General features: G+C 70.1%; 25 protein-coding genes. 8 read left to right on the top strand and 17 right to left on the bottom strand.

Annotated elements, in window-relative coordinates:
* Positions 1-50: 50 nt before the first annotated feature.
* The 5 genes from LDQ05_RS09310 to LDQ05_RS09290 all read right to left on the bottom strand — a co-directional run bounded on the left by LDQ05_RS09310 (position 51) and on the right by LDQ05_RS09290 (position 7,220).
* Positions 51-2,237: a malate synthase G gene (locus LDQ05_RS09310; RefSeq protein WP_226436637.1), complete on the bottom strand. Its 2,187-nt coding sequence runs from the start codon at positions 2,235-2,237 to the stop codon at positions 51-53.
* A gap of 70 nt (positions 2,238-2,307) precedes the next feature.
* A complete protein-coding gene (locus LDQ05_RS09305; protein ID WP_372461065.1) occupies positions 2,308-3,279 on the bottom strand; it encodes a 3-methyladenine DNA glycosylase in 972 nt (323 codons plus the stop codon).
* Positions 3,280-3,393: 114 nt separating this feature from the next.
* On the bottom strand, positions 3,394-5,553 hold the full coding sequence (locus LDQ05_RS09300) for an MMPL family transporter (RefSeq protein WP_226436636.1): 2,160 nt from the start codon (positions 5,551-5,553) through the stop codon (positions 3,394-3,396).
* An 82-nt stretch (positions 5,554-5,635) separates the two neighbouring features.
* Positions 5,636-5,803, bottom strand: coding sequence for a DUF8730 family Cys-rich protein (locus LDQ05_RS09295; protein ID WP_226436635.1), 168 nt, complete (start codon positions 5,801-5,803; stop codon positions 5,636-5,638).
* 37 nt (positions 5,804-5,840) lie between these two features.
* On the bottom strand, positions 5,841-7,220 hold the full coding sequence (locus LDQ05_RS09290; RefSeq protein WP_226436634.1) for an MBL fold metallo-hydrolase: 1,380 nt from the start codon (positions 7,218-7,220) through the stop codon (positions 5,841-5,843).
* A gap of 265 nt (positions 7,221-7,485) precedes the next feature.
* On the opposite strand from LDQ05_RS09290, the gene LDQ05_RS09285 reads away from it, so the two are divergent.
* A complete protein-coding gene (locus tag LDQ05_RS09285) occupies positions 7,486-8,259 on the top strand; it encodes a sulfite exporter TauE/SafE family protein (protein WP_226436633.1) in 774 nt (257 codons plus the stop codon).
* A gap of 177 nt (positions 8,260-8,436) precedes the next feature.
* Entirely contained in the window at positions 8,437-9,048 is a 612-nt protein-coding gene (locus tag LDQ05_RS09280) for a class I SAM-dependent methyltransferase (RefSeq protein WP_226436632.1), read from the top strand.
* On the opposite strand, the gene LDQ05_RS09275 is transcribed toward LDQ05_RS09280, so the two are convergent.
* From LDQ05_RS09275 to LDQ05_RS09245, 7 genes are all read right to left on the bottom strand, one after another.
* Positions 9,002-9,892, bottom strand: coding sequence for a DMT family transporter (locus LDQ05_RS09275; protein ID WP_226436631.1), 891 nt, complete (start codon positions 9,890-9,892; stop codon positions 9,002-9,004). The two genes, LDQ05_RS09280 and LDQ05_RS09275, sit on opposite strands and share 47 nt — an antisense overlap.
* A gap of 12 nt (positions 9,893-9,904) precedes the next feature.
* Complete coding sequence (gnd, locus tag LDQ05_RS09270; protein ID WP_226436630.1) at positions 9,905-11,356, bottom strand: NADP-dependent phosphogluconate dehydrogenase; 1,452 nt, start codon at positions 11,354-11,356, stop codon at positions 9,905-9,907.
* A gap of 52 nt (positions 11,357-11,408) precedes the next feature.
* A complete protein-coding gene (locus tag LDQ05_RS09265) occupies positions 11,409-12,359 on the bottom strand; it encodes a M56 family metallopeptidase (protein ID WP_226436629.1) in 951 nt (316 codons plus the stop codon).
* A 13-nt stretch (positions 12,360-12,372) separates the two neighbouring features.
* A complete protein-coding gene (locus tag LDQ05_RS09260) occupies positions 12,373-12,786 on the bottom strand; it encodes a BlaI/MecI/CopY family transcriptional regulator (RefSeq protein ID WP_226436628.1) in 414 nt (137 codons plus the stop codon).
* A gap of 77 nt (positions 12,787-12,863) precedes the next feature.
* Complete coding sequence (locus LDQ05_RS09255; protein WP_226436627.1) at positions 12,864-13,787, bottom strand: ABC transporter ATP-binding protein; 924 nt, start codon at positions 13,785-13,787, stop codon at positions 12,864-12,866.
* Entirely contained in the window at positions 13,784-14,779 is a 996-nt protein-coding gene (locus LDQ05_RS09250) for a FecCD family ABC transporter permease (RefSeq protein WP_264184670.1), read from the bottom strand. The genes LDQ05_RS09255 and LDQ05_RS09250 overlap by 4 nt, the downstream gene beginning before the upstream one ends.
* Positions 14,780-14,937: 158 nt before the next feature.
* Positions 14,938-16,365 carry a FecCD family ABC transporter permease gene (locus LDQ05_RS09245; protein ID WP_372461064.1) on the bottom strand — a complete coding sequence of 476 codons (1,428 nt, stop codon included), beginning with the start codon at positions 16,363-16,365 and terminating at the stop codon, positions 14,938-14,940.
* 200 nt (positions 16,366-16,565) lie between these two features.
* Between LDQ05_RS09245 and LDQ05_RS09240 the strand changes: the two genes are divergently transcribed.
* Positions 16,566-17,321, top strand: a complete 756-nt coding sequence (locus tag LDQ05_RS09240; RefSeq protein WP_226436626.1) for a hypothetical protein — start codon at positions 16,566-16,568, stop codon at positions 17,319-17,321.
* Positions 17,322-17,503: 182 nt separating this feature from the next.
* Entirely contained in the window at positions 17,504-17,956 is a 453-nt protein-coding gene (locus tag LDQ05_RS09235) for a PaaI family thioesterase (protein WP_226436625.1), read from the top strand.
* 75 nt (positions 17,957-18,031) lie between these two features.
* On the opposite strand, the gene LDQ05_RS09230 is transcribed toward LDQ05_RS09235, so the two are convergent.
* The 3 genes from LDQ05_RS09230 to LDQ05_RS09220 form a co-directional block, all read right to left on the bottom strand.
* Positions 18,032-19,453: an NAD(P)/FAD-dependent oxidoreductase gene (locus LDQ05_RS09230; protein WP_226436624.1), complete on the bottom strand. Its 1,422-nt coding sequence runs from the start codon at positions 19,451-19,453 to the stop codon at positions 18,032-18,034.
* A 131-nt stretch (positions 19,454-19,584) separates the two neighbouring features.
* The gene (locus LDQ05_RS09225; RefSeq protein WP_226436623.1) at positions 19,585-20,628 is read right to left on the bottom strand and encodes a tyrosine-type recombinase/integrase; all 1,044 of its coding nucleotides are present in this window, start codon (positions 20,626-20,628) and stop codon (positions 19,585-19,587) included.
* A gap of 145 nt (positions 20,629-20,773) precedes the next feature.
* The gene (locus LDQ05_RS09220; protein ID WP_226436622.1) at positions 20,774-21,631 is read right to left on the bottom strand and encodes a pentapeptide repeat-containing protein; all 858 of its coding nucleotides are present in this window, start codon (positions 21,629-21,631) and stop codon (positions 20,774-20,776) included.
* A gap of 1,058 nt (positions 21,632-22,689) precedes the next feature.
* Here LDQ05_RS09220 and LDQ05_RS09215 point away from each other — a divergent pair.
* On the top strand, positions 22,690-23,043 hold the full coding sequence (locus tag LDQ05_RS09215; RefSeq protein ID WP_226436620.1) for a VOC family protein: 354 nt from the start codon (positions 22,690-22,692) through the stop codon (positions 23,041-23,043).
* A gap of 61 nt (positions 23,044-23,104) precedes the next feature.
* Here the strand turns inward: LDQ05_RS09215 and LDQ05_RS09210 are convergent, their stop codons facing one another.
* Positions 23,105-24,178 (bottom strand): class I SAM-dependent methyltransferase, encoded by a 1,074-nt coding sequence (locus tag LDQ05_RS09210; RefSeq protein WP_226436619.1) that lies wholly within the window; start codon positions 24,176-24,178, stop codon positions 23,105-23,107.
* Positions 24,179-24,318: 140 nt separating this feature from the next.
* On the opposite strand from LDQ05_RS09210, the gene LDQ05_RS09205 reads away from it, so the two are divergent.
* Together LDQ05_RS09205 and LDQ05_RS09200 are read left to right on the top strand one after the other, a co-directional pair.
* On the top strand, positions 24,319-24,705 hold the full coding sequence (locus tag LDQ05_RS09205; RefSeq protein ID WP_226436617.1) for a TA system antitoxin ParD family protein: 387 nt from the start codon (positions 24,319-24,321) through the stop codon (positions 24,703-24,705).
* A complete protein-coding gene (locus LDQ05_RS09200; protein ID WP_226436616.1) occupies positions 24,702-25,271 on the top strand; it encodes an ATPase in 570 nt (189 codons plus the stop codon). Before LDQ05_RS09205 ends, LDQ05_RS09200 begins: the two co-directional genes overlap by 4 nt.
* Before the next feature lie 50 nt (positions 25,272-25,321).
* On the opposite strand, the gene LDQ05_RS09195 is transcribed toward LDQ05_RS09200, so the two are convergent.
* On the bottom strand, positions 25,322-25,699 hold the full coding sequence (locus LDQ05_RS09195) for a VOC family protein (protein ID WP_226436638.1): 378 nt from the start codon (positions 25,697-25,699) through the stop codon (positions 25,322-25,324).
* Positions 25,700-25,785: 86 nt separating this feature from the next.
* Here LDQ05_RS09195 and LDQ05_RS09190 point away from each other — a divergent pair, with 86 nt between their 5' ends.
* Positions 25,786-26,526 carry a TetR/AcrR family transcriptional regulator gene (locus LDQ05_RS09190; RefSeq protein ID WP_226436615.1) on the top strand — a complete coding sequence of 247 codons (741 nt, stop codon included), beginning with the start codon at positions 25,786-25,788 and terminating at the stop codon, positions 26,524-26,526.
* Positions 26,527-26,537 lie beyond the last annotated feature (11 nt).

Here is a 26,537-nt window from a genome sequence, read left to right as displayed (position 1 = left end):
GGCCCCGATCCGGTCGGATCGGGGCCCCACTGTCGGTCCGGTGTCGAGGGTCAGGCGTTGGCGGCCTTGTACTCGCGGCGGGCGCGGTGCAGGATCGGCTCGGTGTAGCCGCTGGGCTGCGTGGTGCCTTCGAGGATGAGTTCCTTGGCGGCCTGGAAGGCGATGTTGGTGTCGAAGTTCGGTGCCATCGGCTTGTACGCGGCGTCGCCTTCGTTCTGGCGGTCGACGACCGGTGCCATGCGTTCGAGGGAGGCGACGACGTCGGCTTCGGTGACGACGCCGTGGCGGATCCAGTTCGCGAGGAGCTGGCTCGAGATGCGCAGGGTGGCGCGGTCTTCCATGAGTGCGACGTCGTGGATGTCGGGGACCTTGGAGCATCCGACGCCCTGGTCGATCCAGCGGACGACGTAGCCGAGGATCGACTGGCAGTTGTTGTCGAGTTCCTCGCGCTTCTCGGCGTCGGACCAGTCGGTGTTCTCGGCGAGCGGGATCGTGAGGATGTCGTCGACGGTGGCGCGGCGACCACCCTTCTTCAGTTCGTCCTGGACGGCGAAGACGTCGACCTCGTGGTAGTGGGTGGCGTGCAGGGTGGCGCCGGTGGGGGACGGGACCCACGCGGTGTTGGCGCCGGCCTTCGGCTGGCCGATCTTCTGGACGAGCATGTCGTGCATGAGGTCGGTCATGGCCCACATGCCCTTGCCGATCTGTGCCTTGCCCTGCAGTCCGGCGGCGAGGCCGGTGTCGACGTTCCAGTCCTCGTAGGCGGCGATCCAACGCTGCTTCTTCATGTCGGCCTTGCGGACGACGGCGCCGGCTTCCATGGAGGTGTGGATCTCGTCGCCGGTGCGGTCGAGGAAGCCGGTGTTGATGAACGCGACACGTGCGGATGCGGCTTCGATGGATGCGGCGAGGTTGACGGTCGTGCGACGCTCCTCGTCCATGATGCCGACCTTGAGGGTGTTGCGGGGCAGGCCGAGGACGTCTTCGACGCGGCCGAACAGCTCGGTGGTGAAGGCGGATTCCTCGGGGCCGTGCTGCTTGGGCTTGACGATGTAGATGGAGCCTGTGCGGCTGTTGGCGAGGGGGCCGTGGGCTTCGTCGGTGTGCAGGCCGTGGGTGGCGCACAGGCTGGTGACGAGGGCGTCGAGGATGCCTTCGGGGACTTCGTTGCCGTCGCTGTCGAGGATGGCGGGGTTGGTCATGAGGTGACCGACGTTGCGGACGAACAGCAGGGAACGGCCGTGGAGTTCGAGGTCGGTGCCGTCGATGCCGGTGTAGACGCGGTTGGGGTTGAGGGTGCGGGTGAGGGTCTTGCCGCCCTTGTCGAAGGATTCGGCGAGGTCGCCGCGGTTGAGGCCGAGCCAGTTGCGGTAGCCGACGACCTTGTCGTCGGCGTCGACGGCGGCGACGGAGTCCTCGAAGTCCATGATGGTGGTGACGGCGGATTCGAGGACGAGGTCCTTGATGCCGGCGGTGTCGGTGCTGCCGATCGGGGAGGCGGCGTCGATCTGGATGTCGATGTGCAGGCCGTTGTTGCGCAGCAGCACGGAGGTGGGGGCGGCGGGGTCGCCGAGGTAGCCGACGAGCTTCTCGGGCTGGGCGAGGGCGGTGACGGTGCCGTCGGCGAGGGTGACCTTCAGTGCACCGTCCTCGATGACGTAGGCGGTGGTGCCGGTGTGGGAGCCGGTGGCCAGCGGGGCGGCCTTGTCGAGGAAGTCGCGGGCCCAGGCGATGACCTTGTCGCCGCGGACCTTGTTGTAGCCGGAGGTCTTCTCGGCTCCGCCTTCTTCGGAGATGGCGTCGGTGCCGTAGAGGGCGTCGTACAGCGAACCCCAGCGGGCGTTGGCGGCGTTGAGCGCGAAACGGGCGTTGAGCACCGGCACGACGAGTTGGGGTCCGGCGGTGGTGGCGATTTCCGCGTCGATGTCGGCGGTGGTGACCTCGAACGGTGCGGGAACCGGCACGAGGTAGCCGATCTCCTGGAGGAATGCCTTGTATTCGGCGGGGTCGATGGTCTTGCCTGCGCGGTCGCGGTGCCAGGTGTCGATCTGTGCCTGGAGGTCGTCCCGCTTGGCGAGAAGTGCGCGGTTCTTGGGGGCGAGATCGTGGATGATGCTGTCGGCGCCGGCCCAGAACGCGTTCGCGTCCACACCGGTGCCGGGGATGGCTTCGTCGTTGACGAAGTCGTAGAGCACCTTCGCGACCTGGAGTCCGCCGACCTGCACGCGTTCAGTCATAACCTCACTCTTTCCGGTTCGTCGTACGTCCGGGCCGCGAGGCCCGGTTGCACAGAAAACACCACAAATGTTACCCGCCGGTAGCCAGCGGTGCGTCGGATCGGCACGCACCCAGGGCGGTGCATCGATTCAGCAGCTCCTGCCTGAGCGCTGCGGCGCGGGTGGTGAGCGCCGACTGCTCGCGGACGTAGTGTGCGCGTCCCGCGGCGGTCTCGATCGTGATGGGCGAGTAGCCGTAGTCGCTCAGATCATACGGGCTGGCCCTCATGTCGAGTTCACGAGCCGTCCAGGCGTGCCGGAAACACTGCAGGATCAGGTCGGAGTCGACCAGCGGCGCGAGCTTGTGACTCCACTTGTACAGGTCCATGCCGGCGTGCAGGCAGCCCGGCTGCTCGTGTGCCGTCCGGTCGGTGCGGGTGAGTTCGAGCATGTTGCGTGGCGCGGCATCCGGGGTGAAGAACCGGAACGCATCGTAATGACTGCATCGCAACTGCATTGATTCCACCACCGCGTCGGTCCGTGCGTGACCGAGACGCAGCGGGACCTGGGAGTGGCGCAGGTCATCGTCGTCCGTGCGATACACCATCGCCCATTCGTGCAACCCGAAGCACCCGAACTGCGGCGGCCGCGCCGCCGTCGCCGCGAGCAACCGGGCCACGAAGTCGATGGTGTCGCGGCGCTGATCGAGCACGTCGACGCGGACCCGGATTCCACGCCGACCGTCGACGTCCACCCGTTCGTACGCCGGGTGGTCCCGGAACTCGCGGGTCGCGTCACCGAGCAGTACCGTGCCGTATCCGGGATGCCAGCGTCGCAACTGTCCCGGCCGGTAGCTGTAGTAGGTGAACAGGAAGTCGTGCACCGGGTGCTTCTCCCGCGCCGCGCGCCGGTGCAGGTGTCCGGCGAGCAGGTCGTCGACGGCTCGGTGGTGGCGGTCGCGTCGGGCTGTCCATTGCGCTTCGGCCAGGATCGTGCTGCCCGGCGTCGTGCCGGGAGCGGCGGCGGTGCGTGCGTGCGCAGGGGGTGGTTCGGCTGTGCTCAAGATCAGACGGTTCCTCGGTCGACGCCCACACGCCGAGGATAGCCACCGTCTCCCGGGTGGAGAAACCGTGGCGATCCTCGGCGGGGGTGCGTGCCCTGGGGGTGTCGCCGCCGATCAGCCGTGGGCGAAGCTGATCTTCGGCAGGGCCCGGCGCAGCCAGGTCGGTGACCACCAGGCGGCATGGCCGGTCAGCCGCAACGCGACGGGGAGCAGCACGAGCCGGACCAGGACCGCGTCGAGGAGCACGGCGACGCCCAGGATGATGCCCATCTCCTTCGGTGGCAGCGGCTCGGCGAGGGCGAAGGTGAAGAACACCGCGACCATCACCGCGGCGGCGGCGAGGATGATCCGGCCGGAGTGTGCGAGCCCCATCACGTGTGCGACCTTCGGGTCGCCGGACTTCTCGTAGTGTTCCTTCGCGGTCGAGAGCAGGAACACGGTGTAGTCCATGGCGATGGCGAAGATCATGGCGAAGAAGAACACCGGTCCCCACCCGTCGAGGAAGCCCTGCGGTGTGAATCCGAGCAGGCCTGCTCCGTGTCCGTCCTGGAAGATCAGTGTGGCCACACCGAAGGCGGCGGCGGTGGAGAGCAGACTGACGATGGTGCCGATCAGGGCGATCAGTGGTGCCTGCAGCGCGACCAGCAGGAGCAGGAAGCCGAGCGCCAGGATGACGCCGATGATGATCGGGAGGTAGTCGTCGAGGGCCTGTTGCAGGTCGAGGTTCTCTGCGGGTGCGCCGCCGACGAGCGCGTCGACCGGTAGGTCGGTGCGCAGACTGTCGAGGATGGTGCTCATCTCGGGGTCGGACGGGTCGACCGTCGGGATCGCCTGCAGCATCACGTGGTCGGTTCCGTCGGTGGTGGGCATCGGTGCGGTGACCATTGCGATGCCGTCGGTGGCCGCTGCGGTGGCCGCTGCCGTGTCGGCGGAGTGGGTGGGTGCGATGATCTGGAGCATGCCGGGGGCGCCTTCACCCATCTGTTGCTGGACGAGTTCGTAGCCCTGTCGCACGGGGGCGTCGGCCGGGACGACTTGGATGGATGGCATCGCGACGTCGAGGCGGAACACCGGGACCGACAGCGCGACGAGCACGGCGACGGCACCGACGGCGAAGGGCCAGGGGTGCTTGTGCAGCAGGGTGGCCCAGGCGGTGAACCGGGGGGATTCGTGTGTCTGACGCTTGGCGTAGGGCAGCGATCCCGCGTTGACCTTCGTGCCGAGTCTGCCGAGCACGGCGGGGAGCAGGGTGAGCGTCGCGGCGAGGACGAACGTGACCGCGAGCATGATTCCGACGGCCATGGTGCGCACGGCGGGTGCGGGGACGAGCAGTACGGCGGACAGGCTCACGAGGACGGTCAGGCCGGAGAGTACGACCGCCTTGCCTGCGGTGTCCATGGTTTCGGCGACGGCGGCGCGGGGGTCGCCGGTCTTGCGGAGTGCGTCGCGGAACCGGGCGACGATGAACAGGGCGTAGTCGATTCCGAGGGCGAGTGCGAACATCATGGCGAAGTTCATGGCCCACACGGAGATCGGTGTGACGCTGTTGAGGAGTACCAGTCCTCCGGCGGAGGCGACGAGGCCGGCGAGGGTGAGGAGCAGCGGAAGTCCGGCGGCGACCAGTGATCCGAATGCGAGCACCATGATCGCGAGGGTGACGGGCCAGGACATCATCTCGGCCTGGATCATCGCGTCGTGGTTGGCTTTGTTGAAGTCGCTCCACAGTGCGGACGCGCCGGTGGGGTAGACCTCGATGTCGTCGGTGCCGAGTGCGGTCAGGTCGCCTTTGAGGTCGTCGACGGCGGCGACCATGTCGTCGGTGTCGGCGTCGGCGCCGGCGATGAGGATGCCGGTGTGCCCGTCCGGGCTGATCGTCATGCCGGGTCGGGGCGCGATCACGTCCCCGAATCGGGGGTCGGCGCGGAAGAGGGCGGTGGCGTCGTCGAGGACGCGTTGGACGGCGGGGTCGGAGATCGGGGTGGTGTCCGAGTGGACGACGACCTGCACTGCGGCGGAGGAGTTCCCGCCGAAGTGTTCCTGTGCCAGTTCGCGGACCTGTACGGATTCGGAGCCGTTGGCCTGCCAGCCGGCGCCGGCCAGTGAGGTGAACACGCTCGGTGCGGCGGCGCCGAGCGCGATCAGGGTGAGGAGCCAGATCCCGAAGACCCAGCGTGCCTGTCCCACCATCGTTGCGCCGAGTCGGCCGAGTGTTCCGGCCCGGGGGGTCGGCGTGTCTGGCGGAGTGTCGGCGTGCACGGTGTCCGCGCGGGTCATGTCTGTTCTCCTGGGGCGTGTCCGGGTGCCGGGTCGCCGAGTGGCGGGCCCGGGTGTGGTGGTTCGGTGCGGTGGTTGTCGGTCAGCGGCCGAACAGGGATCGGAGGAATCCGGTTTTCGGGGCGGTGTCGGTTCGGGTGCAGTTGCAGCGGTCGGCGGCGGGGACGGATCGCATGACGGTGTCGGCGTGTTGTCCGCATCCGCCCCAGGTGGTCTTGCGGCAGGTGTTGCAGGTGGTGGGGTAGCACATGGGGTGTTCTCCTCGGGTTGGTTCGGTGGTGGGCGGGTCAGGTGTGGTGGCGGTCGGTGGTCCAGGCGTCGTAGCCGCCGATCAGGTCGCTGACGTGGTCGAGTCCTTCGGCGCGGAGCAGTGATGCGGCCACGCTCGAGCGCCAGCCGCCTGCGCAGTGCACGACGAGGGGGCGGTCGCGTGGGATCCGGTCGAGGTGGTCGCGCAGGTGCGGGAGGGGGATGTGGACGGCTCCGGGGATGACACCGAATTCGCGTTCGCCGGGATTGCGGATGTCGAGGACGGTGATCTCGTCCGCCGCGCGTAGTCGGTTCAGTTCGGTGACGGTGGTGCGGGGTGCGGTGGTGACGAGGTCGGTGAGGTCGGTGGGGAATGTTCCGGTGGTGTCGACGGTGAGGTAGCCGGCGGCGCCGTCGGATCCGATGCGGGCCAGGCGCAGGGCGGCGGCTTGTTCGTCGCCGGGGTAGGTGATGAGCAGGATGCGGTCTCCGATGTCGGCGACCATGCCGCCGGTTTCGGCGAATCGTCCGTCGAATCCGACGTTGACGGAGCCGCGGAGGTGGCCGGCGGCGAAGTCGTCGGGGGTGCGGGTGTCGAGGACGCGGACGCCGGCGGTCAGTTCGGTGCGCAGTCGGTCGGTGGTGATCTCGGGGATGCGGTGGTGCGGGTCGAATCGTGCCCGGTCGGTTTTGTTCAGTGCGACGTCGGCGGAGAAGTACGTGGGGGCTGCGGGTTGTCCGTCGGTGATCATCGCCACGAAGTCGTCTTCGCTCATGGGTTGCGCGGCCGGGTTGGTGCGGCGTTGTTCTCCGATGGTGGAGGTGAGTTCGCTGGAGAGGTTTTTTCCGCAGGACGAGCCGGCGCCGTGGGCGGGCATGACGGTGACGGTGTCGGGCAGCGTGAGCAGTGTGTCGTGCAGTGTGCGGTACATGGCGCGGGCGAGGTCGGTGGTGGAGCTGTCGCCGAGGTTGGCGAGGTCGGGTCGGCCGACGTCGCCGATGAACAGGGAGTCGCCGGTGAGGACGGCGGTGGGGGTGGCGTCGGGGTGTGTGCGGACGAGCACGCTGATGGATTCCCAGGTGTGGCCGGGGGTGGCGAGGATTTCGAGGTCGACGTCGCCGAGGCTGAGGTGTTGGCCGTGTCGGAGGCGGCGGATGGGGTAGTCGGTGTGGGCGGATTCGCCGAAGCCGATCCAGGCTCCGGTGGCGTCGAGTAGTTCGAGGTGTCCGGAGACGAAGTCGGCGTGGAAGTGGGTGTTGATGACCCCTTCGATCGTGAGTCCGTGGCGGTCGGCGTCGGTGAGGTACTCGTCGATGTCGCGGCGGGGGTCGACGACGACGGCGCGGCCGGTGGTGCGGTCACCGATGAGGTAGGAGGCGTGGGAGAGGCACTCGATGTAGTACTGCTCGAGAAGCATGGGTGTCCTCCGATCGGACGGGTGGTGGGGTGACCCCAGTATGGCATATACCCCGGGGGGTATCAAGGTGAGGCGACTCGACATCGGGTGGATCACGTTCCGGCGCGTGCCGATCGGCGATGTCACCCCTGGTCAATATACCCTATGGGGTATTGTCGCGGGAGGGGGGCGCCGACCGACGGCCACAAGGGTCCACGAAACGGCGGGACTCGAACGGGGCACCGGCACGAACATCTCGTCGACACGACTGCAAGGACGATGCGACATGACACTGACGATCACGCTGAGCCTGGGGGTCGCCATCGGCGTCCTCCTGGGCCTCCTCGGCGGTGGCGGCTCGATCCTGGCCGTACCCGCGTTGGTGTACGCGATCGGACTGGACATCGAACAGGCGATCCCCGTCTCGCTGCTGGTCGTCGGGACGGCGTCGGCAGTCGCCCTGATACCGAGGATTCGTGCCCGCCGGATCGAATGGCGCCTCGCCGCCGTCTTCGCCGCCGCGGGCATCCCCGCAACGTTCGTGGGCAGCGCGGTGGGCCGCCTGCTCCCGCAGTCCGCGGTGCTGCTCGGTTTCGCCGGGGTGATGATCATCTCCGGGCTGCGGATGCTCTCGGACAACGACGGAGTCGGCACGTCCTGCAGGACGACGGAATCCGGAATCGACTGGCGCCGGTGCACGATGCGCTCGATACCGGCCGGGTTCGCGGTCGGAGTGATGACCGGGCTGTTCGGTGTCGGCGGAGGATTCCTCATCGTCCCGGCACTGGTTCTGCTGCTCGGCGTCGAGATGCGGATCGCCGTCGGCACGTCGCTGGCCGTCATCGTCGTCAACTCCGCCGCCGGGCTCGTGGCGCATCTGAACACCGCCGACGTCGACTGGGCCGTCACGGCCGCGTTCGCCGGCGCCGCCATCGCGGGATCCGTCGTCGCCGGCCACTTCGGGGCCCGCATCGACACCGAACGGCTGCAACGGTGGTTCGCCTACCTGGTGTTCGCGGTCGCGGCATACGTGCTGGTCGACACGGTGTTACTCGGGTGATGTCGTGGGCACCGGGGCCGGCGTCCGGTGCCGACGGCGGAAGCGGCCCCCGCCGACCGGTCGCGTCCCGCCGGGAATCGTGCGGTGCGCGGCGGCGCGTGCGGCAACGCCTAGGGTGGGCGTGACGGTGAGATCGGTCCGCGCCGGCGGATCACCGGGACGAGGAGGTTGGTGACCATGGGCGAACGCATCCGCAGCCAATGGGAGGAGATCACGGCGGCCGATCCGGAGCATTCGACGTGGTACGTGCAACGGTTCCGGGCGATGGCGGAGCAGGGCGACGACATCGTCGGCGAGGCCCGACTGATCGATGCGATGCTCGACCGGGAATCACGGGTGCTCGACGCCGGGTGCGGTCCGGGTCGGGTCGGGGCCCATCTGCACGAGGCCGGGCACACCGTCGTCGGGGTGGACGTCGATCCGGTGCTGATCGCCGCCGCCGAACAGGACCATCCCGGCCCGACGTGGCTGATCGGAGACCTCGCCGAACTGGATCTGCCGGCCCGCGGGGTGCCCGCCGACTTCGACGCGATCGTGTGCGCCGGCAACGTGGTCACGTTCCTCGCTCCGCAGACGCGCCGGGCGGTGCTCACCGGGTTCGCCCGGCACCTGGCACCCGACGGTCGCGCAGTCGTGGGATTCGGTGCCGAGCGCGGGTACGACTTCGACGAGTTCTTCGCGGACGCGGAGGCCTCGGGGTTGACGGTGGATCTGCGGTTGTCGACGTGGGATCTGCGTCCGTTCACTCCGGCGTCGGGTTTCCTGGTGGCGGTGCTGTCCCGGGCGTGACCGCGGCGTCGTCGGCGGCGGACCGCCGGGACAGCGCGACCGTCGTGGCCAGGAGCACACCGACGGCGGCGAGGACCAGGATCAGGTGCGGTCCGTCCGTGTCGAGATGCTCGCCGAGCGCGGTGATGCCGAGCGCGACGGCGGTGAGGGGTTCGGCGACGGTCAGCGCGGGCAGTGACGCGGTGAGCGGCCCGGCGTGGAAGGCACGTTGCTGCAGGTAGTAGCCGGCGAGCCCGGTGGTGCACAGCATCCAGGTCTGCCAGGAGCCGAGGACGGTGGGGACACCGCGGGTGATCAGGTCGGCGACGTGGGCGGTCAGGGCGGCGGCGACACCGAAGAGGGTGCCGCCGGCCGCGCCGAGGGCGAGGGCACGCGCACCGGGGGTGCGGGCGACGGCGCCGATGGCAGCGGTGGCGGCGGTGACGGTCAGGGCCCCGGCCAGTGGCCACGACCACCGGGCGTCGTCGGGGTTGCCGCCGCCGGCGGTGGGATTGCCGACGATCAGGAACACCGCGAGTGCGGTGCACAGTCCGGCGGCGAGCAGCCAGGTGGTGCGGGTGGGCCACCGGCCGGTGAGGTACGCGGACATCGGCAGGGCGAACAGCAGGGACGTGACGAGCAGGGGTTGCACGACGAGGATCGCGCCGAGCGCGAGAGCGGCGACCTGCAGGGCGTAGCCGCCGCCGTCGCCGAGGAGCCCGGCCCACCAGCGGGGGCTGCGGATCAAGCTGGTCAGCAGCGGCCCGGTGGTGGTGGCGGCGTGGTGTTGTGCGACGCTGCCGGCCGCGAACAGCACCGCGGCGGCGAGGGCGCACGCCACGGACGCTGCCGCGGTGCCGGTCACGGTCGGGGCCGGTCAGACCTCGATCTCGGTGCGGTCGCCGCTCCAGAGGGTGTGGAACTTGCCGGGCCTGTCGGTGCGCTCGTAGGTGTGCGCACCGAAGAAGTCGCGTTGCCCCTGGGTGAGGGCGGCGGGGAGCCGGTCGGCGCGCAGACCGTCGTAGTACGACAGTGACGACGCGAACGCGGGCACGGGGATGCCGAGGGTGGTGGCGGTGACGACGACGCGCCGCCAGCTGTCGATGCCGGCTTCGATGGCCTCGCGGAAGTAGGGGGCGAGGATCAGGCTGGGCAGTGCGGGATCGGCGTCGTAGGCCTCTTTGATGCGGTTGAGGAACTGGGCGCGGATGATGCAGCCGCCACGCCAGATGGTGGCCATGGCGGCACGGTCGATGTCCCAGCCGTAATCGGTGCTGCCCGCGGCGATCTGGTCGAAGCCCTGCGCGTAGGCGACGATCTTGGAGGCGTAGAGGGCGGCGCGGATGTCCTCGGTGAACTGTGCGGCGTCGGTGGGGGCGGTGCCGAGCGTGCCGGCGGCGAGTCCGTGGGCGGCGGCGCGTTGGTCGCGGGATCCGGAGAGGGCACGCGCGAACACGGCTTCGGCGATGCCGGTGACGGGGACACCGAGATCGAGGGCGGATTTGACGGTCCAGCGGCCGGTGCCCTTCTGCTCGGCGGAGTCGACGATGACGTCGACGAGGGGTTTGCCGGTGGCGGCGTCGGTCTGGCGCAGGACGTCGGCGGTGATCTCGATCAGGTACGACTCGAGGGTGCCGGTGTTCCAGTCGGCGAAGACGTCGGCGATGGCGGCGGCGTCGTAGCCGAGGGCGTTGCGCAGCAGAGCGTAGGCCTCGCCGATGAGTTGCATGTCGGCGTATTCGATGCCGTTGTGCACCATCTTGACGAAGTGGCCGGCGCCGTCGGGGCCGACGTGGGTGCAGCAGGGGGTGCCGTCGACGTGCGCGGAGATGGCTTCGAGGAGGGGGCCGAGCGCTGCGTAGGATTCGGCGGGGCCGCCGGGCATGATGGACGGCCCGTGCAGGGCGCCTTCCTCACCGCCGGAGATGCCGGCGCCGACGAAGTGCAGGCCGCGGGCGCGCAGGGCGGCTTCGCGGCGGATGGTGTCGGTGTAGAGGGCGTTGCCGCCGTCGATGATGATGTCGCCGGGGTCCAGGGCGGCGGCGAGCTCGTCGATGACGGCGTCGGTGGCGTCACCGGCCTTGACCATGATCAGGACGCGGCGGGGTTTCTCGAGGGCGGCGACGAACTCGTCGATGGTTTCGGTGCGCACGAAGTCGCCGTCGTCGCCGTGCTCGGCGAGCAGCGCGTCGGTCTTGGCGATGCTGCGGTTGTGCAGGGCGACGGTGTAGCCGTGGCGGGCGAAGTTGCGGGCGATGTTCGATCCCATGACGGCCAGTCCGGTGACGCCGATCTGGGCGCGGGATGTGGCGGTGTGTTCGACGGTCATGGGTACAGCTTCCCCCGAATCGGTGCGTGATCGAAATCGAACGGGCGGACGATCAGTGGGAGAACAGGAGGGTCAGTTCGGTGAGCCAGGGCACGGCGACGGCGACGGTGGGGACGACGAGGATGGCGGCGGCGGCGATGTAGGCGCAGGCGGAGACGGTCAGGTCGGGGCCGGGGCCGGAGAGGCGGCGGACACGCAGGAGGGTGGAGGGGCCGCCGACGGCGAGGGCGCCGGTGGGGGTGGGGGAGCCGGCGCAGGTGACGAGGGCGCGGGCCAGGTGGGTGGGTCCGGTGGCGCGGACGGCGGAGTCGTCGGCGAGCATCTCGACGAGCAGTTGCACGGAGCCGAGCGCGGAGCGGGAGCGGACCCAGCGGGGGAAGGCTTCGTACACGGCGGTGAACGCCTCGAGGATGAGGTCGTGGCGGGCCCGCAGGTGGGAGTGTTCGTGGCGGAGGACCGCGCGGAGTTCGTCGTCGGTCAGGGAGCCGATGGTGCCTTCGGACAGGACGACGCGGTGCCGGATGCCGGGCAGGCAGTAGGCGATGGGGTCGGCGTTGTCGAGGATCCGCACGTGGGGTAGGTGCCGGACGGCGCCGTGGATGTCGCGGCGGTCGAGGAGGTCGACGAGCATGCGGTGGCGGGAGCGGCGGCGGCGGGTGCGGATGCCCACACGGATGGTGGAGAAGATCAGGCGGGCCCCGACGAACAGGGTCAGGGCGAACACGATGATGTAGATCAGCCACAGGGGTAACCCGAGGGCGTCGATCTCGTCGAGGGGGCCGGTGGTGGGGCGGCCGTCGGGGCCGGGCACGAGGAGTCGGGCGGCGATGGCCAGTCCGCAGCTGAAGGCGGAGAGGACCGCGGCGAGCGCGATGGCCTGCCACAGGACGAGGGCGGCCCGCGGATTCCGGTGCGGCCAGGTGGCGCGGGCGAGCAGCCGGGGCATCGGGCCCGCGAGGAGAAGCGCGAGTATCCCGAATACCAGCGCCGTGGTCGCGTTCATGGAGTCGAGTGTGTCAGCTTGCTCGGCCGGTGCCGCGGTCGGCCGTGTCGTCGGTGGCGTGGCGGGCCTCGAGATCGGCGAGTGCCGCGCGCAGGGCGGCGGCTTCGTCGGCGCCGACACGGCCGACGAAGTGGACGAGGGCGGCGGCGCGCCCGGCGGTTTCGTCGGCCTGGTCGAGGGCGTCGACCATCAGTCCGGCGACGAGTTCGTCGCGGCCGTGGACGGGCAGGTAGCGGTGGGCGCGGTCGTCGCGTTGCTGGATGACGAGGTTCTTTTTCGCGAGGCGTTGGAGAACGGTCATGACGGTGGTGTATGCGAGGGCGCGTCGCGCGGACAGGGCTTCGTGGACCTGCCGTACGGTCTGGGGTTCGGTGGACGCCCAGAGGTGGTCCATCACTGCTCGTTCGAGATCGCCGAGTGCTGCCATAGGGCGATTCTACGGAGTCTCCGACCTTTGTGCGTACTACCCTCGGTCGTAGGTGTGGTGCACGGTGGTGACCTGCATCATCCGGCGTCGACCATGGGTGCGGGGGCATGCCCGGGGACCGCGGTGTGGTCGACGGGTGGGGCGTCCCCACCGATCGTGCCGTACACGTGGCGGGTGCCGATGGGCACGATCAGCGGCCGGCTGGAGACGGGATCGGCGATGACGGAGGCGTCGAGCCCGAACACGTCGTGGAGCAGGTCGACGGAGATGATCTCGGAGGGGGCGCCGGTCGCGACGATGCGTCCCTGTTTCATCACGACGAGGTGGTCGCTGTAGCGCACGGCCAGGTTCAGGTCGTGCAGCACCATCACGACGGTGCGACCGAGTTCGCTGTGCAACTGGTCGACGAGGTCGAGGACCTCCACGGAGTGGGCGAGGTCGAGGTAGGTGGTGGGTTCGTCGAGCAGCAGGATGTCGGTGCCCTGCGCGAGGGCCATGGAGATCCAGGCACGTTGACGTTGCCCACCGGACAGTTCGTCGACGGGCCGGTCGGCGAGGTCGGCGATGCCGGTGCGGGTGAGGGCGAGGGACACCTCGCCCTCGTCGTCGGAGGACCATTGCCGGATCCACGACTGGTGGGGGTGCCGGCCGCGGGCGACGAGGTCGGCGACGGTGAGCCCCTCCGGTGCGGTGGGCGCCTGGGGAAGCAGCCCGAGGACACGGGCGACGTCGCGGGTGCGCATGGAGGTGACGTCGCGGCCGTCGAGGACGACGCTGCCGGTGCGGGGTTTGAGGAGTCGGCTCAGCGCGCGCAGCAGGGTGGATTTGCCGCAGCCGTTGGGGCCGATGATGGTGGTGACGACCCCGGTGGGGATGTCGAGGTCGAGGTCCTCGACGATGACGCGGTCGCCGTAGCCGAGCGCGACGTTGCGGGCGGTCAGGCGTGGTTGCGCCTGCCCGGGACCGGTGGTGTCGGCGGTGTGGGGCTGGATGTCGGTCATGCCGATACCTTCCGATTCGAACGCACGAGCAGATACAGCAGGAACGGGCCGCCGAGCGCGGAGGTGACGAGCCCCACGGGCAGGGACACCGGCAGGATGGTGCGGGCGATGATGTCGGCGCCGACGACGAGGGCGGCGCCGGTGAGGGCGGACGCGAAGATCGGTGGCCCGGCGGAACGGACCAGGCGCATCGCGACCTGCGGGGCGGCGAGCGCGACGAATCCGATCGGGCCGGCGGCGGCGACGGCGATACCGGCGAGTCCGCACGCGGCGACGAGCAGCAGGGCCTGTTGGGTCTGCAGCTTCACCCCGAGGGACCGGGCGGTGTCGTCGCCGAGCCGCAACGCGCCGATGGTGAAGGTGGCGATCAGGGTCCAGATGCCGATGACGGCGAGTGCGATGCCGGCGGGCACGATCTGACTCCAGTTGATGGAGTTCAGGGAACCGGTGAGCCACACCTGGGCGCGGGAGACGTCGTTGATGTCGGCGCTGACCAGCATCCAGTTGGTGACGGCGACGAGCATCGCGTTGACACCGATACCGATGAGCACGAGCCGGAAGCCGTCGACGCCGCGTTTCCAGGCGAGCAGATAGATCACGGCGGCGGTGAGTATGCCGCCGGTGAGCGCGGCGAGGGGCAGCCCAAGGGATGCGAGGACCCCGACGACGGTGCCGCCGCCGGTGACGACGAGCAGTGCGACCGCGGCGGCGCTGGCACCGGCGGTGATGCCGAGGATGTCCGGGCTGGCCAGGGCGTTGCGGGACAGCGACTGGGTGATGGCGCCGGACACCGCGAGTGCGGCGCCGACGACCAGTCCGCCGATGCCGCGGGGCAGTCGCAGGTCGAGGACGATGAACCGTTCGATGCGTTCCCCGCCGCCGAGCAGCACCTCGATGACCTGGGGGACGGACATCGGGTAGTCGCCGCGACCGAGTCCGATGCACAGCAGCAGGAACGCCGCGGCCGCCAGCAGCGCGCACACGAGCACCATGCGGCCGCGCCACACCAGCGAGAACGCGCCGATGCGGAACGCGGGACGGCTGGGCACGGCGGTGGAGACGTGGACGGGGGAGCGGCGCCACGCAACGCCGGCGCGGTGGTCGGTGCCGGTCGGGGGGGTCGTCGGGACGGTGGTCTTCGTCGAGTCGGTCACAGTGACACCAGCTTCCGGCGACGCACGAGTGCGATGAAGAACGGGGCGCCGACGAGCGCGAGGACGATGCCGACCTGCAGTTCCCCGGGGCGCACCACGATGCGGCCGATGACGTCGGCGAGTACCAGCAGGACCCCGCCGAGCAGCCCGGCGTAGGGCACGAGCCACCGGTAGTCGGGGCCGGTGATGGCGCGGGCGATGTGCGGCACGATCAGGCCGACGAACGCGATGGGGCCGCAGGCGGCGGTGGCGGCGCCGGTGAGGATCGTGATGACGGTGATGCCGATCACCCGGGTCAGGGCGATGTTGGTGCCCAGGGAGCGGGCGACGTCGTCGCCGAGGCTCAGTACGTTCAGGCCGGGGGTGGAGGCCAGCGCGATGACGAGCCCGGCGACGATGAACGGCAGGACCTGCCAGAACACGTCGAATCCGCGTCCCGCGACGGAACCGACCACCCAGAAGCGGAAGCCGTCGAGGCTGGTCTGGTCGAGCAGCACGATGGTCTGCACCATCGCCTGGAGGAAGAAGGCGACGGCGGCGCCGGCGAGGGCGAGGCTCAGTGGGCTCGACCCGCCGTTGCCGATGGAGGCGAAACCGAACACGACGACGCTGGCCAGAAGGGAACCGGCGAAGGAGAACCAGAGGTATTCGATGGGGGTGCTGGTGCCGAACAGGTAGATGGACAGGACCACGAGCAGCGCGGCGCCGCCGTTGATGCCGAGGAGCCCGGCGTCGGCGAGGGGGTTGCGGGTGTGTCCCTGGATGAGGGCGCCGGCGACGCCGAGGGCGATGCCGACGACGAGGCCGAGCAGGGTGCGGGGGACGCGGAGCGACTGCACGATGACATCGGTTTCGGCGCCGTCGTTGACCACGAGCGCGTGGTAGACCTCCGCGAACGTCATCGGTCGGGCGCCGATGGCGACGGACGCGAGCAGCACCAGGACCAGCAGGATCAGCAGGACGGCGAGGCCGCCGAGGCGCCGCCGGCGGATCGCGGCGACCGACGTGTCCGGGGGACGCGGAGCGAAACCGTCGAGCGCCGCCTCGCGCGCGGTGACCACCTGGGTGCGGACGCGGAACAGGGCCCGGAGGGTGCCGACGGGGCCGTCGGTGTCGGGGTCGCGGGTGAGTACACCGGTCCACTGCTTGCCGAGGGAGGTCCCGGTGCGGCCCTCGCGGATCCCCCGGTTCCACAGCAGGAATCCGGCGGCGACCAGGGCGGCGGCGCCACCGAAGACGAGCCGATCGGTCTGTCCGCCGCCGTTGGCCTCGCCGAGGGTGTCGACGAGGAGCACTCCGATGAGCACGGGGACGGCGAGCAGCAGCATGTCGAAGAGTTCGGCGCCGGCCCGGCGGACCGGCAGGGACGGCCCGGGCGGCGCGGTGACGGCGGCGGGGATCTCGGGTGGTCGGGTGGTGGTCACGTGCGTGGGGTGCTCCTCGTGGCGGAGACCGCGGTCGAAGTCGGCCCGGTCTGGGGTTAGGTTACGGAATCCTATTTCCCGCTGTCACGGGGGTGGGCGGGGTCACGGGGGAGCCGGGGTTGCGCCGACCCCCACCCGGATGAAATGGTTAGGCTTACCTAAGCCACATTGTTTCGATCACGTCGAACAGGAGGTGTCGGATGACGACGCTGCTGCTGCCGCCGACCACGGTCGCGCCCCCGCCCGCTTCCGCGGACCCCGCCCGGGCCCACCCCGTCGGCCCCTTCGAGGAGACCCGCACACGGCTGCGGACCCTCGCCGCGGGCGCCCCCCGCGTGTACGCGGTGGCCTGCATCGACGAAGAACCCAAACGGCGCTGGTGGTACCTCGGCGGCAGCGAACGCGCCCAGCGCATCGACCTGCTCTACCGCCGTGCACTCGAAGACACCGACGACCCGCGTATCGCCGCCGAGCAGGTCGCCGCGACCCTCATCCACGCGATCGTCGGGCGGGTCCTGGCGCCCTTCGCCCTCGACGGGCGCGTGTGGGATCCGGGTCTGGACAATCTGTGGCTGCACCAGGACAGCGACGGCTGTGTGGACTGGGCGGGTGTGGCCGACGACACCCTGCGGGTACTGCCCGGCGACCGGGCCGCCGGCGGCCCGGGCACGGTCGTGCTGCCCTGCGAAGCCGCCATGGCGGTGTGGACCGCGCACCGCGCCGTGACCGCGCTGACGGCCGTCCACACGGCGGTGGACCGGTGTGCCCCACTCGGCGGCGCCCGGTTCTGGTCGATGGTCGGACGCGCGGTGGTCACCGGCTCCGCGCAACTACCGATCCTCGCGGGCGCGTCCCACCGGGACGCCGCGCGACGCGGCCAGCGACTCCTCGACGCGTTCGTCGCCGCGGGTTTCCCCGTCCGGGGACTTGCCGGATTAGGGCAGCCTTCCCTATAGTGGTGGGCGGAACAACCACCGGACCGCGCCGGAGTCCTGAGGGCTGCAGAGACTCCCGGTCCATCCCGCCGGTTCCGTTCCACCCCATCGGCACCGCTCGCCGCCGCCGCGTATCCCGATGCCCTAGCATCGGTCCACGGACACCGGTACCGACCGGCACGACCCACCGACACGGAGACCCCATGAGCGAGCAGACCACCCGGACCCCCGCGCCGGCCCTCGACCCCGCGGACGTCACCACGCTCAACCGCACCGGGTTCGGTGCCGCCCTCGGGCTCGAGTTCGTGGAGCTGACCGGCGACGTCGTCCGGGCCCGTTGGACCGTGACCCCGGAACACCACCAGCCCTACGGCATCGTGCACGGCGGGGTGTACTGCGCGGTCATCGAAACCCTGGCGAGCATGGGTGCCGCAGTGTGGCTCGGCGACCGCGGCAACGTCGTCGGTGTCAACAACAACACCGACTTCCTGCGCGCCGCCCGCGACGGTGTCCTCACCGCCACCGCGGTTCCGGTACACCGCGGACGCACCCAGCAGCTGTGGCGCGTGCAGATCGTCGACGACCGCGACCGCACCATCGCGCAGGGGCAGGTCCGCCTCGCCAACGTCGACGACAGCGACCGGCTCGGCCACTGACCCGAACCGACACGCCCGGGACCGGCCCGGCCGCTGCACACCGCAACGGCCGGGCCGGTCCCGTCACGGGCCGCGTCAGCCGGTCGCCTCCCGCCCGGCCGAGGCCTCCGAGGACGCGGCGGTCGCGGCGGTCGCGGAAGACTCCGAGGACTCCGGTGCGTCCTCGAGTTCCCGCATCCGTTCGATCGCGATCCGCGCGAACACCTGCTGCTCGGTCGCCGCCATCTCGTTGCGGCCCGCCGAGAAGAACGCCTGAGCCCACGACACCAGCGTCGACAACTTCGACGAGAACCCCACCAGATACAGCAGGTGGATGAACAACCACGCGATCCACCCGAGGAACCCGCTGATCTCGAGCCTGCCGACCTTCGCGACCGCACTGAACCGCGAGATCGTCGCCATGCTGCCCTTGTCGAAATACTTGAACGGGGCCCGCCGCGCCGGATCCGCGCCATCGAGCGACGCCACGATCTGCTGCGCCGCGTACCGACCGCCCTGCATCGCGACCTGCGCGAGCCCCGGCAACTTGTCGAGCGACATCATGTCCCCGACGACGAACACGTTCGGGTGCCCCGGCAGCGACAGGTCCGGCAACACCTCCACCCGACCGGCCCGATCGATCCCCGCGCCGCTCTGCTCCGCCAGCTGCCGGCCGAGCGGACTGGCCGCCACCCCCGCCGACCACACCTTGCACTGCGACTCGATCCGGCGTTCGCCGCCGTCCTTGTCCTTGACGGTCAACCCGTGCGCGTCGACGTCGGTGACCATCGCCCCCAACTGGATCTCCACCCCCAGCCCCTCCAGGGTCCGGCGGGCCTTCCTCGACAACTTGCCGCCGTACACCGGCAGCACATCGGCCGCGCCGTCGAGCAGCACCACCCGCGCCTGCGTCGAATCGATGTTGTGGAACGCACCCCGCAACGTGCGCCGCGACAACTCCGCGATCTGCCCCGCCAACTCCACCCCGGTGGGGCCGGCACCGACCACCACGAACGTCAGCAACCGGGCCTGTTCCTCCGGGTCCGACGACAACTCCGCCTGCTCGAACGCCCCCAGGATCCGGCCCCGCAACTCCAGGGCGTCGTCGATGCTCTTCATTCCCGGCGCGAACTCGGCGAAATGGTCGTTGCCGAAATACGACTGGCCCGCACCGGCCGCGACGATCAGACTGTCGAACCCGGTGACCGTGACCCGGTCCAGGAACCGGGACGTGACCGTGTTGTTCGCCAGGTCGATCGTCTCCACCTCCCCGAGCAACACCTGCGCATTGTCCTGCTTACGCAAGACCATGCGGGTCGCCGGAGCGATGTCACCGACCGACAGGATCCCCGTCGCCACCTGATACAGCAGCGGCTGGAACAGGTGATAGGTCGTCCGTGCGACCAGGGTGACGTCGACGTCGGCGCGGGCGAGCGCCTGGGTGCCGAACAACCCACCGAACCCGGATCCGATGACGACGACACGATGACGAGGAGACGGGACCGGCTGCACGCTCATGCAAGCTCCTTCACAGTCCGCGGCGCGACCCCACCGGTGGGGCCCACCGCGTTCGGACGGTTCGGCACCCAGTCTTGCAGCTGACACCGGACCTCACAGGGTGATCGGGTCGAGCACCCCGCACCCCCGGATCACCGCGCGTCGTCGGAACGCTCGCCGAGCAGCCCGTACACCGGATTGTGCCGCGCCGCGTGCCGCACCGCCTCGTTCGTCGCCGACGTGTAGATCTGCACCGTCTGCAACGACCGGTGACCCAGCAGCTGCTGCAACTCGATCATCGTCGCGCCGCTGTCCGCCAGACTCGTCGCGAACGTGTGCCGCAACGCGTGCGCCAACGCCCCACGTTTGCGTTCGGACTCGATACCGGCCCGCCGGTACACCCGCCGCACCCGGTACTGCAGCGTGCCCCGCGTGATCCGCGTGCCGTCCGCCCCCACGAACAACGGATCGTCGCCGGGATGCCGCTCCCACACCGGCAGATCCGTCCGCGCCGCCAGGACCGTGCGACGCAGGGGAGGGAAGCGGGTGTACCGCTCCTCCAGATACGCCGACACGATCGCCGTCCAACTGTCCTCGAGCGGGATCTCCCGCTCCACCGCGCCCTTGCCGTGCACCCGCAACACCGGAGCGGCGGTCCCGCCGAGAATGCTCGACAGATTCAACGAGATCAGCTCCTCCGAGCGGATCCCCGTCAACAGCAGCGTCGCGATCAACGCGAGATCGCGGCCCGGCCAGTCCCGTGCCGACTCCGCCGGATGCGCGGCGTCACGGGTGACGGTGTCGACGAGTTGGTCGACCGCGGCCGGGGTGAACGATTTCGGGGTGTGCTCGGGGCGTTTGGGCTGGGTGATCGACGCCATCGGATTGCCCTCCGACACCCCCTCGGTGACCAGGAAATTACAGAAGTTGTTCCACACCGACCAGGCGCGCCGCACCGACGCGGGTCGGCGCTCGCGGGCGAACTCCGCGAACGCCGACCGCAACGCCCGGATCGTCAGATCCTCGACGAGCAACGCCGCCACCTCGCTGCCGCGCGCGGCAGCGAGCGCGGTGCACACTCCGAGGAGGTCGAGCCGGTACGCCTTGACGGTGTGCGCGGACCGTTTCGCGGTCTGCAGGGTCTCCAGGTACGACGTCACCCAGTCCCACAGGCCCGGTTCGTCCCGGCTCGTCATGGCGTGGCCTCCCGGTCTCGGCGTTGTCGTTCCGCTGTTGTGCACGGTACTCGCACACATGTTCCCCTCGGTACCCGCCGGGACGCCTACCGGCCCCGACCGCCGAATCGGTCGTGTCCACCGAGAGGGGTCCACCGAGATGCGGTCACCGGAAATGTGACGGTGGCGGGATGTCGGCGGGAAGGCGGGTGCACCGGTTGCCGCGCGCCGCCCCGATCTGCGGCGAGGTCACGTACAGGGCGCGGGACAGATCAGCGTCGTCGATGCGGGCGTCGCGCAGGTCCGCGCCGAGCAGATCGGCGTCGGTGAGGTCGCAGCCGCGCAGGTCGGCGCCGATGAGGCAGGCGCCGCGCAGATCCGCGGCGTACACGCGGCGGTGGCGCAGGTCGGCGCCGGCGAGGTCGACGCCGGCCGCGAGCCGGGGCCGGTCCTCGTCGATCGGGGGGTAGGATCCGCGGATCTCGTCGCTGACGCCGCGGAGCAGGGCCCGCACGCGGGCATGCAGATCCGGAATGTCGGGTTCGGTGCGGTTGGGTGTCGTCCCCGTGGTGACGGCGGTGACGGCGGTGACGGCGGTGTGGATCTCCTCGGTGAGGGCGCGGGCGTCCGCGGCGGTGTCGGGGTCGTAGGTGCGGTGGGCGGCGTCGTGCAGATGCCACAGCATCTCGTGTAGGTGCTGCACCCGCGGGAAGGCGGTACGGGCCCGTCCGGGGTGTCGGTCTGCGGTGGCGGCGGACACGATCTGTCCGGCGCCGAAGCAGTCGTACACGGTGCAGCCGCGGTAGCCGCGGGCACGCAGGGCGTCGTGGATGGTGCAGCGGTGGTCGGTGGCGAGTTGCGGGCACGGTGTGCCGGCCGGTTTGTCGACGGCGAAATCGGCCGAGCGCTCGAAACCGAGTGCGGTGCAACATAATGCGTGGCATCGGAGGCAGTCGCCGTGCAGTGTCGAACGGTCGTCGTCGGCGGTGGGGCGGGTGCCGAAGGGCAGGGGAGTGGTGTTCACGTGATCTCCGTGGAGGTGGGGTCGATGCGGGCGCGGGGGTCGGGAGGGTGGTCCCGACCCGGGCATGCGGCATCGCCACCGCCTGCGAGGGGCGCCGCGGGGGACGCTGCGGTGCGGACGTGGTCACGCGGTACGGATGTCGATCACTGCCCGCAGCGTAGCAGCGTGCGCGCGCCGCGAGATCGTAGCGTCACGTGACGAAATGATGGATAACGGTGATTATCCATCAAGATCATTTTTGGGTGGGTGGGGACGGCGCCGAGCGGGGGTGTGCCGCGGAACGGGCCGAGGTCGCGGCGGTGCGTCCCGTGCACCCGTGATCCGCGGGTCGTGGCATGTCGTCGTGTGCGTGGGCGCTGCCACGTCGCCGATCGTCTGCGGCGCCGATCGTCGGTGACCGTCCCGGGCTGTGGGGCGCGAAACCCGCCGGTGGCGGATTCGGCCTCCGGGTCGGGACGGCGGCGCCGGATCGCGGGCGTGCGGCCGCGGGGTCCCGCACGGCCCAACGTGTGCGCGTAGATGCGCGCCGCGGAGGCTCCGACCCCGGTCGGGCAGGGCCGATTCCGCGTAAGTTGACATAATGTAGATTATCGGCACATTTGGGACCGGGGGTTCTTCGGGTCGTCGCCGGGATTCGTCGGACCCGTCCGGTGGATGGCCGCGTCCCCGCATCGTGATCCACGACGAGATCCGCGTCGGTCCGGGGCGCGCCCGCACGTCGTGGTGCCCCGGGTGATCGGCGGGTGCGCATCGGGCGCCGTGTGCGATGCGGCACCGTGTGGTTGTGTCGACGTGGTGGTTGTGTCGACGCGGCAGTCGACGACCGTTCCGGTCTCGACCACCACTCCCCACGGCCGGTACCCCGACCCCCATTACGTCACTGTGACGAAACTGGGGTCGGGGTGCGGTGGCATCCGCGCACGCGATCTCCGTTCTCCGAGGGTGTCCCTGCTGCCTGCCCCGTGTCGGTGTGCCGCCGCGGCAGGGACGTCCGACTCTCGGCGCGCGCGCCCGAACGGCGCTACGCTGAGCGCACTTTCGACGAAGGAGGATGTCACGTGAGTGGCCACGAAGTGAAGATGATCGTGCTGTCGACCGACGATCTGGACGAGTCGATCAGGTTCTACACCGAGACGTTGGGGATGCCGCTGAAGTTCCGCGACGGCGCGCACTTCGCGGCGATCGACGGTGGCCCGGTCACCATCGCGCTGGCGACGGCCGTCGATCATCCCATCCACGGCCAGGTCGTCGTCGGTGTCAAGACCGACGACGTGGATGCCGCGGCGAAGGCCGTCGAGGAGTCCGGTGGTGGAATCGTCAAGGGTCCCTACGATGATGCGCACGAACGCCGCGCGGTGGTGTACGACAACAAGGGCAACGGACTCGTCTTCTACCGTCCCCTGTCGCGCTGATCCGCGGTCCGGGGTCCACCTCTCCCCCGGTGTCCCGCGGTGCGGGGCGTCGGGGAACGCGTCACCGTCGTGCTTCGAGGACGAGGTTGAAGGGTGTCTCGGCGGCACGCCGGAAGGTGCCGAGACCTGCTTCGGCGGCGACCTGCGCGAGTCGGTGCTCGCCGGCCTGGGCGCCGAGCCCGAGGGCGACGGGTTGGCTCAGTGACGAGGGGGTGCACAGCATCGTCGAGGCCGCGTAGTACATCCGGGAAACCGGGTTGAGGTTGTCGGTGAGGGTGTCGTGCGCGTTCGGTTCGACGAGCATGACGGTGCCCCCGTCGGACAGGGCGGCGCGGGCATGCCGGAGCGCCCCGACGGGATCGCCCATGTCGTGGAGGGCGTCGAAGAAGCAGATCAGGTCGTATCCGTGTCCCGGGTAGTCGGTGGCGGAGGCGACGGTGAACTCGGTGTTGCCGACGTGTTGTTCGGCGGCGAGTTCGCGTGCCCGGGCGATGGACGCGTCGTGGTAGTCGAATCCGTGCACGGTCGAGTGTGGGAAGGCCTGTGCGATCAGGGTGCTGGAGACGCCGTGCCCGCAACCGACGTCGGCGACCTGCCCGCCGCGGGTGAGTCGGTCGACGACCCCGTCGAGGGTGGGTAGCCACGCGTCGACGAGGTTCGCGCGGTAGCCGGGGCGGAAGAACTGTTCGGTGCCGGTGAACAGTTCCGGGTCGTGTTCGTGCCAGCCGAATCCCTCGCCGGCGCGGATGCGTTCGGTGACGCGTTCGCGGTCCTTGAACACGGAACTGATCAGGTGGTAGCCGCCGGCGAGGTAGACGGGGCTGTCGGCGCGGGCGAAGGCCATGGCCTGTTCCGGGGACAGGGTGAACGTGTCGGTGTCGGCGTCGTAGCGCAGGTAGCCGCTCGCGGCCTGCGCGGAGCACCATTCGCGCAGGTAGCGTTCGCGGATGCCGGTCCGGTCGGCGAGGGCGTGGACGGTCAGGGGCCCGGCGCCGTCGAGTGCGCGCCACAGCCCGAGATCCATGCCGGTCAGGACGAGTGCGCCGTTGACGGCGGCTCCCATGTCGGTGACGAGTTGTCCGAGGACTCGTTCGAGTTCGGTGGTGTCGAGGGCGGGTGTCTCCGGGGTGCTCATCAGCCACCTCCTGTGATTGTGGTGTACATCACAGTCTAGGCGTGTTCGTGGACGGTGACGCGCCCCGGTTTCGTCGCGGACGACGAGGGTGGTATCACTGAGCTACGATCGGTAGCAGACTGCAACACGAGGAGGTCGTGATGGCTCCGTCCACCGACAAGGTCACCCGTTTCGACGCCGAACTCGTCGACAGTGCCATCGCCGAGGGTGGCCGGCAGAACCGCACCGGCCGCCAGCAACTCGAGTACTGGGCGCGGATCGGGCGCGCGATGACCGCCCACGAGACGGCGTCCCTGCGTCGCGTCCACGACGCGCTCGCCGGCACCCGCCCGACCGGCGACCTCACCGACGCCGAGGGTCGATTGTTCAACGCCGAGATCGACGCCCGCCTCACCGACCGGCTCGCCGACACCGACTATCCGGCGGTGCTCGCCGCGCGCGGTGTCACCACGGTGGTGCTCGACGAGCAGGGCCGGTTGGTCGAGCGCCGGCCGGACGGCACGACGGTGGTGCTCGAGGAGGCATGAGGCGGCTGGATCTGATCGTCGGGCCGAACGGTGCGGGGAAGTCGACGTTCGTGGAGTTGTCGCTCGCTCCCCTGCTGCCGGGCAGTGTGTTCGTCAACGCCGATGTGATCGCGCGGCAGCGGTGGCGGGAGCGGGCCGAGGAGATGTCGTACGAGGCGGCGCAGGTCGCGGCGGCGGTGCGGGACCGGTTCGTCGCCGAGGGGCGCTCGTTCATCGCCGAGACGGTGTTCTCGCATCCGTCGAAGCTCGATCTGATCGATCGGGCGCGGGCTGCGGGGTTCACGGTGGTGTTGCACGTGATGCTGGTGCCGGAGGCGATGTCGGTGCGGCGGGTGGCGCACCGTGTCGTGTCCGGGGGGCATTCGGTGCCGGAGGACAAGATCCGGTCGCGGTACCGACGGTTGTGGCCGCTGGTGGTCGAGGCGATCGGTCGTGCGGATCAGGCGACGGTGTACGACACGGCGTCGGGGACGCCGGATCCGGTGGCGCGGTTCGCGGCGGGTGAGCCGGTCGGTGTGATCCGGTGGCCGGTGTGGGCGCCGGCGGTGCTCACGGAAGTGGGGTGAGGGCCGACGGCGCCCGGGTCACCCGTCGAGTGTGGTGTCGACCGCGCCGGTCACACCCACTGGACGAGTTGCCATACCAGCCCGTTGGGGTCGGTGAACTGGCAGTACCGCTCTCCCCACGGTTCGGTTTCCGGTGCGGTGACCACGTCGGCGCCCGCGGCGGCGATGCGGGCGTATTCGGTGTCGAGGTCGTCGACGACGAACGCGATGAGCAGTCCTTGGCCGGCGTCGCCGGCGATGGTGGCGGGTGTGAAGGTGGGTAGGCCGGTGCGGAGGAACACGAGGTTCACCCCGGCGGTGGGGTGTGTCAGGGAGATGAACCCGTCGGCGGACATGGCTTCGGTGAATCCGAAGTGGGTGGCGGCGAAGTCGGCGGACGCGGTGGGGTCGGGGACGTTCAGGGACAGGGCGGTGCCGGTGATCTCGATGACGACCTCCAGGGAAAGAATCTTGTACGACGTATACTGTATTCAGTGTAGAGAGTTTGTGTCGGATGTGCACCTCGGAGGAATTCATGGCCCGTGACCTGCTCGACCTGCTCTGGCGCGACCACCCCGACGCGCCACGCCGCGGCACCCGCGGCCCACAGGCGAAGATCACCACCTCCCGGGCCGTCGACGCGGCCATCACCCTCGCCGACACCGACGGACTCGATGCCGTGACCGTCCGACGGCTCGCCGCGCACCTGGGGGTGACCGCCATGGCCCTGTACCCCCACATCGGCTCCCGCGACGATCTGCTCGTGCTCATGGCCGACGCGGTGCACGGTCGTCACGCCGGCCCGGCCGCCGACGCCGACGACGGATGGCGGGACCGGGTCCGGCGGGTCGCCGCCGCGGATCTCGCGCTGTACACCGCGCACCCGTGGCTGCTCGAGGTCACCGACCCGCGGCTGGCGCTGGGGCCGGGCACCATCGCCAAGTACGACCGTGACCTGCACGCCTTCGACGGCACCGGCCTGAGCGACGTCGACCGGGATGCGGCGGGCACGTTCGTCGCCGACTTCGTGCGGGCGTCCGCGCGTGCCCGCCGATCCGCCGCGGCGGCCGTGGACATGGCCGACCTCTGGGGAGCCTGGCAGGATCGGCTCGCCGCGTATGTCGGTGAGGCGTATCCGCTCGCGCGGCGTGTCGGTGCCGCCGCCGGGGAGGCGATGAACACCTCCTACAGTCCCGACGCCGCCTGGGTGTTCGGTCTCGACCGCGTCCTCGACGCGCTGGCCACCCGCATGGACGCCGCTCCCCCACCCCGGTGACCCCGCCCCCA

Source organism: Rhodococcus yananensis, assembly GCF_020515525.1.
GTDB lineage: Bacteria > Actinomycetota > Actinomycetes > Mycobacteriales > Mycobacteriaceae > Rhodococcus > Rhodococcus yananensis.
The sequence above is the reverse complement of the archived record's forward strand: the minus strand, read 5'-3'. Positions and strand labels throughout refer to the sequence as shown.